10 protein-coding genes are annotated in these 12,626 nt (G+C 33.3%); 2 read left to right on the forward strand and 8 right to left on the reverse strand.

The window, feature by feature from the left end; translation table 11 throughout:
• The first annotated feature begins 61 nt into the window (after nucleotides 1–61).
• Nucleotides 62–2,131, forward strand: coding sequence for a cation:proton antiporter (locus ACJTHF_RS11965; RefSeq protein WP_106417280.1), 2,070 nt, complete (start codon nucleotides 62–64; stop codon nucleotides 2,129–2,131).
• Between the two features lie 183 nt (nucleotides 2,132–2,314).
• Nucleotides 2,315–2,740 (forward strand): pyridoxamine 5'-phosphate oxidase family protein, encoded by a 426-nt coding sequence (locus ACJTHF_RS11970; RefSeq protein ID WP_106417281.1) that lies wholly within the window; start codon nucleotides 2,315–2,317, stop codon nucleotides 2,738–2,740.
• A gap of 69 nt (nucleotides 2,741–2,809) precedes the next feature.
• Here ACJTHF_RS11970 and ACJTHF_RS11975 read toward each other — a convergent pair whose 3' ends face one another.
• The 8 genes from ACJTHF_RS11975 to ascF all read right to left on the reverse strand — a co-directional run bounded on the left by ACJTHF_RS11975 (nucleotide 2,810) and on the right by ascF (nucleotide 12,487).
• On the reverse strand, nucleotides 2,810–4,315 hold the full coding sequence (locus tag ACJTHF_RS11975) for a phytoene desaturase family protein (protein WP_048540398.1): 1,506 nt from the start codon (nucleotides 4,313–4,315) through the stop codon (nucleotides 2,810–2,812).
• Nucleotides 4,312–5,187, reverse strand: a complete 876-nt coding sequence (locus tag ACJTHF_RS11980) for a phytoene/squalene synthase family protein (protein WP_048540397.1) — start codon at nucleotides 5,185–5,187, stop codon at nucleotides 4,312–4,314. The genes ACJTHF_RS11975 and ACJTHF_RS11980 overlap by 4 nt, the downstream gene beginning before the upstream one ends.
• 51 nt (nucleotides 5,188–5,238) lie before the next feature.
• Nucleotides 5,239–6,348, reverse strand: coding sequence for a glycosyltransferase family 2 protein (locus ACJTHF_RS11985; RefSeq protein WP_232156981.1), 1,110 nt, complete (start codon nucleotides 6,346–6,348; stop codon nucleotides 5,239–5,241).
• Between the two features lie 9 nt (nucleotides 6,349–6,357).
• Complete coding sequence (locus ACJTHF_RS11990) at nucleotides 6,358–7,848, reverse strand: phytoene desaturase family protein (protein ID WP_407812624.1); 1,491 nt, start codon at nucleotides 7,846–7,848, stop codon at nucleotides 6,358–6,360.
• Nucleotides 7,849–8,160: a hypothetical protein gene (locus ACJTHF_RS11995; protein ID WP_232182764.1), complete on the reverse strand. Its 312-nt coding sequence runs from the start codon at nucleotides 8,158–8,160 to the stop codon at nucleotides 7,849–7,851.
• Nucleotides 8,161–8,326: 166 nt separating this feature from the next.
• Nucleotides 8,327–8,821: a TspO/MBR family protein gene (locus ACJTHF_RS12000; RefSeq protein WP_048540394.1), complete on the reverse strand. Its 495-nt coding sequence runs from the start codon at nucleotides 8,819–8,821 to the stop codon at nucleotides 8,327–8,329.
• A 370-nt stretch (nucleotides 8,822–9,191) separates the two neighbouring features.
• Complete coding sequence (gene ascB, locus ACJTHF_RS12005; RefSeq protein ID WP_106417282.1) at nucleotides 9,192–10,616, reverse strand: 6-phospho-beta-glucosidase; 1,425 nt, start codon at nucleotides 10,614–10,616, stop codon at nucleotides 9,192–9,194.
• A complete protein-coding gene (gene ascF / locus ACJTHF_RS12010; RefSeq protein WP_232156982.1) occupies nucleotides 10,613–12,487 on the reverse strand; it encodes a PTS cellobiose/arbutin/salicin transporter subunit IIBC in 1,875 nt (624 codons plus the stop codon). The genes ascB and ascF overlap by 4 nt, the downstream gene beginning before the upstream one ends.
• Between the last annotated feature and the right edge of the window lie 139 nt (nucleotides 12,488–12,626).

The following is a 12,626-nucleotide window of genomic DNA, read 5'->3' on the forward strand; positions in this document are numbered from 1 at the left end:
TAATGTCCTGCTCTATTGAAAAGTGTTAAAATATGTTTGATAAAATGTTAAGGAGTTTGATATGGAATTATTAGAAGCACTTTTAATATTTATTTTGGCAGTTATTATTAGTTCGATTATTAACAACCGATTTCCTAATATACCGACTGCATTTATTCAAATTGGATTAGGCGTTGGTGTCTTCTTCTTACCAATTGATTTGTACTTTGAATTTAATTCTGAATTATTTATGATAGCCGTTATTGCACCACTATTATTTGTTGAAGGCACTCATGTTTCACGTTCTAATTTGTTAGCATATCGTAAACCGATATTATTAATGTCTATGGCACTCGTATTTACTACAGTTATTGGTGTTGGTTATTTTGTTCATTGGATATGGCCAGAATTACCGATGCCTGCCGCATTTGCCATTGCTGCTATACTTTGTCCGACAGATGCTGTTGCGGTCTCAGCGATTACACGTGGAAAATTATTACCTAAAGGTTCTATGTCTATTCTAGAAGGAGAGTCTTTACTAAACGATGCAGCAGGTATTATTTCATTTAAAATCGCGGTTACAGCTTTAGTTACAGGTGCATTCTCAGCAGTTCACGCTATTGAACAGTTTGTCATTTCAACTATCATTGGTGTCTTGATTGGTGCTATTGTTGGAACAATTATTGTAAGAATCCGAATAGATTTAACAGCTAATAAAGGTTTAAAAGATAATAATACGTTAACATTTATTCAATTATTAACGCCATTTGCTGTATATTTCTTAGCAGAACACTTTCATGCTTCTGGTATCATAGCAGTCGTTGTTGCTGGACTGATTCATGGCTGGGAACGCGACCGGCTCATTAAAGCTCAAACCGAGCTTCAAATGAATTATCATCAAATTTGGAGCACATTAAGTTATGCCTTGAATGGATTTGTATTTGTTGTCTTAGGTTATCTTGTTCCAACAGTCATAATAGACATCTTCCAAACAGAACCTGATAACTTAATATTCTTAATCACAACAACACTACTGATTGCTTTAGCCATATATATTTGTCGTTTTGTATGGGTTTATTTTTGGTATAAAGATTTTTATTATCCTAAAAATATCCAATCCTATTTAAATGATGACACCTTTGAAACACCACCATCACGCCTTCGCTATGCATTTATAATGACAATGTGTGGTATTCATGGGACGATTTCATTATCAATGGCACTAACTTTACCTTATGTCATTACACAAGGTGACGCTTTTCTATATCGAAATGATTTATTATTTATTGCATCATTAATGGTCTTATTAAGCCTAATATTAGCACAAGTGGTCTTACCTCTTATTACACCTACAGCCAAGACTTCATCAACTAAAGGCATGACTTATCAATCTGCTAAGATATTTATCATACAACAAGTCATTGCTCATTTGAAATCGGAAAGTAAAGTTGATAGCAATGCAGATTTTAGACCTGTGCTCAATCAATATTATGGAGAGTTATTATTCCTACTTAATTCCGAACCGAATAATAAAAACACTAAAGAACTAAAACGTTTAGAAGAAATCGCCCATACAGTTGAAACAGAAACATTAGAAAGACTAATCGAAAGTGATAAAGCTACGTACCAAGATATTAATAACTACCGTAATGTTGTAGAGTTATCTGAAACACATCGTAATGCCTCCTTTAGAGATAAAGCTATCAACTACATCAAGATGTTTGTCATTCGATTAAAAGCAATTAAGCATTTCAAATCAGAGGATAAAGAAACAAAAATGCAAGAATACGCGAATAGTTTTAAAGACGTTCAAAAAATTATGCGTATCGTGAACCATCATGTTACGTTACGTATGAAAGAAGAACAGAATAGTACAAATGTATTAGAAGTAAGTCTGGTTATTAATCAGTATTACAACATTAGTAGAATACTGAAATGGCAAGAACAACGTCGTAAACAAGACGGCAACCATTTACATCAAGTGGTATCTCAAGAATCATTTACAAATCATAAATTACAAGCATTATATATGCAACGCCACTATTTAGACGAGCTCATTAAACACAACAAAATCAATAACACCGTTGCAGGACAAATACGTGAGAATATAAATTATAACGAAATCGTCTTAGCGCAAAAGTATAAACATTAATCATAACTTCCCTCTTACTTAATAGTATTGGTTTCTTATTTACAGGAATTTTATAAGCGACTAGTTAAGTTCTTGGAGCAACTATCATGGTAATATGACAAATTTTCGTTATACAGATTCACATAATGACTATGCATACAATATGAGACTTTAGGGTAAATAGATTGTAGAGGTGATTGAGATATGACAAATGATAAAGTCAAAGCTGAAATTGAACGTATATTAGATACATCTAGAATCGGTGTACTTTCTACAGCACTTAAAAATATACCAAATAGTCGATATATGGTTTTTTATCATGATGATTATACACTATATACAAAGACAAGCATTGATTCTCAAAAAGTTATTGAGTTTAAGGATAATCCTAGAGCACATGTCTTAATTGGATATGACGAAACAAAGAATCGTAGCTTTCTTGAAATAGAAGCACACGTAGAAATTCTCAAAGATAAAGATACGATTGATTGGCTTTGGAATAAACAAGATAACTCATTTTTCGATTCTAAAAATGATCCCGATTTATGCGTACTTAAATTAACACCTAAAGCCATCAAAATTATGAATGATGATGAGGTCGATACACCCCAAACAATTACATTTGATTAATACACAATAAAAAAACTAGGACATAGTAATCTAATGACCATTCTAGATTACTATGTCCTAGTTGCTTTTTTATATACCTTTTTCTATATCTTCTAACATCGCGTCTACTGTAATTTTCGCACTTGTTAAGACGATAGGTACACCTGCACCTGGATGTACACTTGCTCCTGCAAAGTAAAGATTTTGATAATTTCTACTTATATTCGGTGGTCTATAATAATTACTTTGAGCAAGCGTTGGCATTAAACCAAAGGCTGCCCCAAATTTCGCATGATAATGACTTTCGAAATCTTTAGGTGTAAATATGATTTCAGTTACGATATGTTCTTTTACATGTGCTAATGCTTTAACAGTAGCCATTTTTTTATAAACTATTTCTTTCACTTGTGATACTGTCGCTTCATCTGTCCAATCTACATGACCAGTCTTAAGCTCGGATACTGGCATTAACACGTATATTCCTGTTTGACCCTCTGGAGCGAGCGTTTTATCTTCAACGCTTGGCGCATAAACATATATAGAAGGATCTTCTGATAATGTGCCATTGAAGATTTCTTTAATATTTTCATCAAAATCTTGTGAGAATATGACATTATGTAGTAAAATTTCTTCTGACAAATCCAAATCAACACCTATATACATTAAAAATGCTGAGCAAGAATAATCCATATTATTGATATTTTCTGTTGTATATTTCTTAGATTGAAATGATTTTTTAATCAATGATGATGCGGCATAAGGAAAATCTGCTGTACATAAAACTTTATCATAACGTTCAATGCGACCCTCTACTTTTAGACCTTCCGCACGCTTATAACGTGGATCAATGATGATTTCTTCTACATTCGTCCCTGTGTATATATGTGTACCGAGTTCTTCATTTAAAGTTTGAAGCGCTTCTGCAAAGCGATACATGCCACCTTTAATAAAGTGCACACCAAACATCAATTCAATCATTGGAATAATGGAATATAACGAGGGGCTTTTTTTCGGATCTATTCCGATATATAACGTTTGAAATGCTAAAATCTTTTGAATTTTGTCGTTAGCGACATATTTTTCTATTAAGTTATCTGCTTTATCGAATGTCTTTAATTTCATACCTTGATATAATGTATATGGATTATAGAAGTCTGAAGGCTTACGAAATGTACGTTCTAAGAAATGCTTTCGTGCAATTTCATATCGCTCGTAAATATCGGTTAAGAATGACATAAATCCATGTGTAGAATTCGGTTCAATAGATTCAAGCATATCTCTTAATTGAGATAAGTCTGTAGGTACACGCACTTGATCGTCATCACTGAAGTAAACATCATAAATATGAGACAATTGTTTGATTTCTAAATAATCATTGATATCTCTATTAGCATACTTAAATACATCTTGATAAATTTCGGGCATCATCACAATTGTAGGACCCATATCAAACGTAAAGCCATCTTGCTTTATTTGATTCATCCTACCACCTATTTGTTTGTTTTTCTCATAAATATCGACTTGATGACCTCTTGCGGCTAACCGCGCAGCTGATGCTAATCCTGATACACCACCACCTATGACTGCAATTCTCATATAGATTCACCTCTATTATATTTCGCCATAACTTCACGATAAATTTTTAATTTTTTTCTTTTATTAACAAAAACTTTTTGATGCAATGTGTATCTGGATTGTCTAACTTCTTCAAGTATTTCAAGATATATGCTTGCTGCTACTTCAATAATATAACGTACTTCTTCATCAAAATAAGTCATCCCATTTAAAGCTTTTTCATATAACGCAGTGGCTTCTTGAGCATAACTTTCCCATAAATTAATATATGATTGAGTTATACCACCTTGATATATAGCAAATAAATCGACATTATATAATGCTAATCGTTCTCTGCTTAAATAAATTCTATCTCGTTTAAAATCTTCTCCAACATCTCTTAAAATATTTGTTAATTGAAGTGCTTTTCCTAAAGCAATTCCTGCGTGTTCAGCTTGTTTAATATGCGCTTTTTGTTTTGATGCTAGTATGGGTGTGAGCAATTCACCCACTGTTCCTGCCACACCATAACAATATAGAGATAAGTCCTCGTCAGTTTGTATGCGTTTTAAATGTAAATCTTCTTTAACATAATGTATAAGAGTTTGTAACGGTTGGTGAGGAATAGCATAGTCTTTCAACGTATGGCGATAAGCATTCATAATGGAATCGTCGCTTTGATATCGTTGAACGTTATGGTTATATATTGCATCCAAATCATTTGCGATACATTCTAATTGTTCGAGATCTTGATATTCATCGATACTATCATCTATAATGCGACAAACGGCATAAATTGCCCACACCGCTTTCTTTTTATTCAGTTCTAACATATCAAATGCATATGAGAACGTCTTTGAATGTAACTTCATAATATTGTGACAGTGTCTATAATCTTTCTCTAATTGATTCACTAATTGTCCTCCTCGATAACCCCATGTGAATACTTTTGAGTGTTGCAATTTTTATAAATTTATTTTTCTCCCTTTCCATTGAATTATTTTAAACACATGGACATCAAACCATGATTTCATAAATATCATCATAAAATTCATGAACATCAATGGATGACAAACGCTCACTAAGATATGAAAATTCCCAGTTCTCTTTAAAATAATATAATGTTGAAAGGCATATAAAACATACACCATTAAAGCTAATGCGATAAATATAGGATTTAACCATAACGATATTATAACCATTATTGTTGAAGTCACAGTACCAATTAACCACAATACGATTAAAGCCAATGTTGATTGCTTCGTTACTTGAGCGCCTAATGCAATATGCTTACTCCAACCTTCTATAAGCGATTTATATCCTTGGGGATACATTCTAAAATTCACAACACCTTGACCTTCATATAATTCCACTGGTAAAGCATGTTGATGATAAGACTTACTTATAGCGAAACCTTCGATAATTGAATCTTTTGCGTTAAAGTGACCTTGTGTTAATTCGTAATCTTGCTTATTCGTTAGAATGACTGGACCAAATGCCATTTGGTCATCATATTTAGACTTCGAAATAGAGAATGTATTCATACCTACTATCGTCATTACGTTAAATAATGCCGATGCGTTCTCATACAATCGTTCAATCATATGATAAGGCTGTATAGAAAGTAGCCCTCTATACTGTTGCAATTTATATTGGTTTACGATTTGCCAAATACTATCAAGACGACTAAATTGAACATCAGCATCTACAAACAGCAACATATTGTGAGAGGCAACCTGACTACCTTCCCAACAAGCATGCGATTTACCTTTCCAAGTAGCATGCTTTGAAACTTTATAAACATGTGCGCCATATTGTTCGGCAATTGCGCAAGTTTGATCTGTAGAGTCATCGTCCATGACAATAATTTCTATATCTTTATGATTGGCCACACGTTTAAGTAAGTTCGGTAAATTTTTCGCTTCATTTCTAGCAGGAACAATGAGACTAACAGGTGTCTTAGAAGCTTCCATATGACTAGGATTAATCTTACAGCGCCTGAAGTACATCAATGCCCCACTTAGCATCGTACAAATCGTCAAGATTAGTGTTACAACATATACTATTATTATCATCTATATCAACTACTTTCCGTCTTCAGCAATAATACTATCAGCTACTTGCATACCACTTAATGTGACCATTGGCATTCCTGGGCCAGGATTGACAGAACCCCCAACAAAATAAAGGTTTTTATAGTATTGACTCTTTTTAGGAAATTTAAATCCTTTGTTTTTCTTTTTATCTGAAACGACCCCATATATAGCACCTTTATGAGATTGATAAGTACGTTCTATATCATGTGGTGTCCAAATATCTTCGTATATGATGTGCTTTCTTAAACCATGTAATCCCATGGACTCTAATTTGTCTAATATGCGTTCTCGAAAAGCTTGATATTCATCTTGACTAAATTGCTGATGTTGAATATATGGTATATGCGGTAATATTTTGATGTTTTCTTGTCCTTTAGGTGCTTGTGTCGGATCAGTCTTATTTGTATTGACTATATAAATAGTCGGATCTTGGGGTAAGATATACTGATGGAAGACTTCATCGTAATTACGCTTTGAATCTTTAGAGAAGAAGAAATTATGATGTCTAAGTTCGGGATAGCTTTTATCTACTCCTAAATGCATAACATATCCCGAACTCGCGGGTTCAAATTTGCTTTCTAACTGATTTAACCGACTTTGTTTCATATTCATTAATTTTTCATATACAGGTAATACTTCCATATTTGAGATAATATAATCAGCATGTTGATGTACATTATTATCAAGTTGAATACCCGTAACTTCTTTGTTTTGATTATATATAATACGCTCCACATGTGCATTTAAATGAATCGAGACACCTAATTCGCGTGCTAATTGTTCCATCGCTTCTGCTAATTTATGAATCCCGCCATCTACATACCAAAGACCTTCCTCATGTTGCATTTCAGGTAATAAACTTAATACAGCCGGTGCATCGTATGAAGATGATCCTACATATTTAATAAAGTAACCTAGCATTTCCCTCAAATATGGATTATCTACCCGCTTATCGATTGCTTGTTGCATCGTATGAAAATAATCAAACTGCTTTAAAGCTGACAGAGGTCCATGAAACCGGATAATATCCGACAAATGATCTATACCTTTATCGAAATAACTGCGTTCAGCTTGATGATGAATTTTATTAGCATACTCAAAAAAATTTTTTAGTTGTGTCATATCGTTAGATGAAAGATGTTTGTTCTGAATCAAAGTGTCTTCTATCGATTCATATAAATCTATAACAGTTCCATCAGGATAGACATTTCTAATTTGTAATGGTAATTTGCGAATGCTCACATAATCTTCAAGCCTTCTTCCACACTGTTCAAAAAGACGTTGAAATATTTTAGGCATCGTTAAGATAGATGGCCCTAAATCAAACCCGTAATCTCCCGTCTCTATGCGGTTTACCTTTCCACCGATGTGGTTATTTTTTTCATATAAATCTACGTGATAACCTGCTTGAGCCATGCGGATAGCACTTGTTATACCACCTAATCCTCCGCCAATGACGACAACTTGTTTGTTAACCATTTAATCACCTTTTCTTATTAGCTTTTTCAAATATATACGTTGTAACTTAGGTCGGTTATAACGTTGCACAATGATGCAAGGAACATTAGCAATGACCACATAAACAATATTTATTACTTTTATACTTTTCTTCGACTTGATAAATACAACAATTGGCAAGATAGATAATAAATGAACCAATTCTGCTCGTTTCGTTTCTATCACAAACTTCTCTATATTCGTTATATCACTTGACTGATTATAGTGCGATTTGCTGACAATATCCGATTGTATCATTTGACCATCTGGCAAATGATCTTTCCAACATTTCACCTTTACAAGTTTTTGCCATAATTGACCATTTTGTTCCAAAGAACCACTCTTAAAATATCGAAAATCTCGTACTAACCACTTATCACGTATACGCAGTCCAATTTGTACAATAAACATTTGAGTGATAAACCAATAAAGTGCTATATAGATGAAAGTTCTTATAAGCTTAAACATTTGACTTATCTGTATATCTTGGATTGTCTTTATTTAATAACCAGTTACCAGCTGTTAAATAAGTCGCAAAAGCACTCCAAAGTGTATACGGAACCAATATCAAACCCGCTAACTTCTTCACATTAAAGAATGTTATCGTTGTCATCAAGACAGCACCTAACAATACAGCACTTTCAATCAATGCGCTGAATCTTAATTTATACTTAAAATACAATATTGACCACCCATAATTTAAACCCAATTGTGTATAATAAGCACCCTTAATCCGCTTCTTCCCTGGTTTGTGAGATACGAGTGCATAAGCAATACCCATTGACATATACAATATTGGCCACACAATAGGAAATATATAACCAGGTGGTGAAAATGGTGGTTTCACATTTTTACTATAATCCTTTCTTGCATTCTTCACTGCAAATTTCCCTATTAACCGTCCACCAACAATAGGTGTCGTAACTTTTACAATTGGTAAAATAACATTCTTCATCAGTGCTCCTCCTTCAAACATCCTTTGTTCCATAAAAGTATATTACCCTTTATTCATAATTTTATACATTTGTAATTAAATTTTCCAGTATATAATTTTCTTATTTTTCCCATTAGTCTAATTTTATATATATAATGAAATAGTTTAACTTTTAATTCTTCTAACATTTTTTAGCAAAGCTAAAACAGTCTGTTAATATATAAAACTAATAATTACACAAAAAAATAGTGTGCTACGAAATAATATATACTCATCCTACCATGATTAAATCATCTAACGAATTATTTAATCTACAAGAATAAACACATCACTTACCTGATTAGTATCAGATTGAAGTGATGTGTTTTATATGTGCTTATTCAGTTTAATTTTATACTTCAATTCCATTTTGTTGGATAACTTTTTTATACCAATCAAAAGACTTTTTCTTTCGACGTTCGAGTGTCCCGCTTCCTACATCGTCTTTATCTACATAAATCATGCCATATCGTTTACTCATTTCTCCTGTTGATGCAGACACTAAATCGATAATACCCCAACTTATATATCCCAACAATGGAACGCCATCTTGAATACCATCGTACATAGCTTCTATATGCTGTTTCATATAATCTATTCTATAATTATCTTGGATTGTACCATCTGCTTCTATCTCATCTTTGGCACCTAATCCATTTTCAACGACAAATAGTGGCTTTTCAAATCTTTCATATATTTGATTCATCGTTATCCTTAAACCAAGCGGATCGATAACCCATCCCCAATCGCTCATTTTAAGATAAGGATTTTTGGCTGATACAATTACATTTCCTTCATTTTTTTCAACTCTTGATATATCCGCAATAGACGTTCGAGACGCATAATAACTAAATGCTACAAAATCCACCGTTTCTTTCAGAATTTCTTTATCTGACTCATCTATTTCAATGTTAATCCCTTTATTCTTAAAAAATGAATCCATATAGTATGGATATTTACCTTTCGCTTGCACATCTACAAAGAAAGTATTTGTTCTTTCATCATTCATAGACTGCCATACATCTTCTGGATTACAACTGTATGGATAGAAACTACCACCGGCAATCATACATCCAATTTTTGCTTGTGGTGTAATACGATGACAACTTCGAACAGCTTTCGCACTTGCTACTAACATATAATGTGCGGCTTGATATAATATTTCTTCCCTATTTTCACTATCATCAAAGTATAATCCTCCACCTGAAAATGGACTGTGTAACACTACATTAATTTCATTGAATGGAATCCAATAATTCACGTATTCTCCAAAATTATTAAAGCATGTATCTGCAAATTTAATATATAAATCTATCGTTTCTCTATTTTTCCACCCATTATATTTTTCAACTATACCCATTGGAATATCAAAATGCGCTAGTGTAACGAGTAATTCCATACCATGTTGTTTACATGTCTTGAATAAATCTTTGTAATAATTTATACCTGCCTGATTCGGCATTTCTTCATCACCATTTGGATAAATTCTACTCCAAGATATAGATGTTCTAAATACTTTCAATCCCATTTCAGCAAGTAAGCCAATATCCTCTTTATAATGATGATAAAAATCTATACCAGTATGACTTGGATAATATTCATTCTGATCAAGTTCGCTCTTTTTATAACCTAACTTTATATCTTGTCTCTTTGAACCATGAGGAATTAAATCAATATTACTGATTCCTCTACCATCTTTATCCCAAGCGCCCTCTGTTTGATTGGCTGCTATTGCACCACCCCAGAGAAAATTTTCCGGGAAATATTTTATTGTCATAATTTAACCACTCCTAATATAGATGTTTGTGCTTTAACCTCTGCGTGATCAAAGGATGTTATAGATTCATATTCATCTGTATTTGTAATGACAATAATCGTTGTCGGATCATAACCAGATTCAATAATTTGAGTTAAATCAAATGTTCCAAGAATATCGCCAACAGTTACATGATCACCTTGTTCAATTGTTGATGTAAATGGTTCTCCATTTAATTTCACCGTGTCAATGCCTACATGTACTAATACTTCAACACCATTATCTCCTGTTATACCGATAGCATGTTTTGTTGGAAATACAGAAGTTACCGTACCTGTTACGGGTGCATAAATTTTATTACCTGTTGGTTCAATTGCCATACTTTTTCCGATTACTTCTCTACTAAATACGTCATCTTCAACACTTTCAATTGGTTTAATATGCCCTTCAACAGGTGCTGCAACTGTTAGATGATCTTGAGTACCTAAATCTAATAATTCATCTTCAGATTCTGGAATATCTTCAAATCCAAGCACTAACGTTAAGATAAACGAAAGAACAACCGATAGAACCATTACAACAATAATCCACACTATACTCATTGGATTATCTTTTTCAATAAATTGTACACTCGTAAACAAACCTGGTGCTGCCATAGAATGACTTGCTAAACCTGCAAGCCCTGCTACAGCACCTGCAATAAATCCTGTAATAACAGATGCAATCATTGGACGTTTTAATCGAATAGCAACCCCATATAGTGCTGGCTCAGTTATACCTGCAATAATGGCTGATGATGCAGCTGCCAATGACGTTTGACGTAATTCTCTATTTTTCGTTTTAAATGCTACTGCTAATGAAACGCCACCTAATGATAAGTTAGCGCCAATCTCAGATGGCATAACCATACCTTCCTTACCTGTTTCAGCAATTGTTTGAACAATCGTTGGTGTGAATACACGGTGCATACCTGTCATAACTAATAATGGCCATAAAGCACCTACGATAGCTACTGCTAAAAATCCTAATTTATCATGTACAAAGAAGACAATCTGAGATAGTCCTGTACCAATCAAAATGCCTGTTGGACCTACGATAATAATCGCTATTGGTGCAGCAATTAATAAGATTAACATTGGTTTCAAGAAGTTTTTCATTACAATTGGTGTAATACGATCTGCAAAATCTTCAATATATTTCAGTAACCAAGTCATGACGATTGCTGGAATAATCGTATAAGTATATTTCACTGACATAACTGGAATAAATGCGAAAGTTGCTTCTTTACCTTCTGCTGCTTTTTCCATAATTTCCATAAATACTGGATGTACCATAACACCAGCAATTGCCAATGCTAAAAATACGTTACTGTTAAATTTCCTCGCTGCAGATACTGCAACAAGCATTGGTAAGAAGAAGAAAGGTGCATCTCCTATAGTATTTAAAATATTATACGTTGAACTGCTTTCTGACAGTACGCCCGTCATACTTAATAACATGGCCAATAATTTAATCATCGAACCACCAATAATAGCAGGAATTAATGGTGACATCGTTCCGATAATCGCATCAAGAATATTGATACCCACCTGTTTAAAGGTTAACTTTTTCTTTTCAACTGGTTCATTACTTTTAGCGCCACCACTGACACCACTTTTCATCAATGCTGTATAAGTGTGTGATACATTGTTTCCTACAATAACTTGATATTGTCCACCTTGCTTACGTAACCCCATAACGCCATCAATATTTTTTATGGCATCATCATCAGCCTTACTGTCATCTTTCAACACAAATCTTAAACGTGTCATACAATGTGTTAAATTTTTAACATTGTTACTACCGCCAATGTGTTTAAGTATTTCATCAGCCATCCTTTGTTCATTTGTCATCTTTATATCTCTCCCGTCTTGTTTAGAACAATAAAAAAAGACCCAAATCATAAATAGATAGACTTATCCCTAGATAAATTCACCTATTAATGATTTAGGTCTCGCCTGCCGAACAGTAACAATCCTAAACAATTAATTG

It is taken from the genome of Mammaliicoccus sp. RAM2 (assembly GCF_045897195.1).
GTDB lineage: Bacteria > Bacillota > Bacilli > Staphylococcales > Staphylococcaceae > Mammaliicoccus > Mammaliicoccus sciuri.

Excerpts from the sequence above, each read along its gene's own strand:
- ACJTHF_RS12000 (WP_048540394.1), bottom strand. The coding sequence starts at position 8,821 with ATGAAGAATGTTATTTTACCAATTGTAAAAGTTACGACACCTATTGTT.
- ACJTHF_RS11970 (WP_106417281.1), top strand. The coding sequence starts at position 2,315 with ATGACAAATGATAAAGTCAAAGCTGAAATTGAACGTATATTAGATACA.
- ACJTHF_RS11965 (WP_106417280.1), top strand. The coding sequence starts at position 62 with ATGGAATTATTAGAAGCACTTTTAATATTTATTTTGGCAGTTATTATT.
- ascF (WP_232156982.1), bottom strand. The coding sequence starts at position 12,487 with ATGACAAATGAACAAAGGATGGCTGATGAAATACTTAAACACATTGGC.
- ascB (WP_106417282.1), bottom strand. The coding sequence starts at position 10,616 with ATGACAATAAAATATTTCCCGGAAAATTTTCTCTGGGGTGGTGCAATA.
- ACJTHF_RS11975 (WP_048540398.1), bottom strand. The coding sequence starts at position 4,315 with ATGAGAATTGCAGTCATAGGTGGTGGTGTATCAGGATTAGCATCAGCT.
- ACJTHF_RS11985 (WP_232156981.1), bottom strand. The coding sequence starts at position 6,348 with ATGATAATAATAGTATATGTTGTAACACTAATCTTGACGATTTGTACG.
- ACJTHF_RS11990 (WP_407812624.1), bottom strand. The coding sequence starts at position 7,848 with ATGGTTAACAAACAAGTTGTCGTCATTGGCGGAGGATTAGGTGGTATA.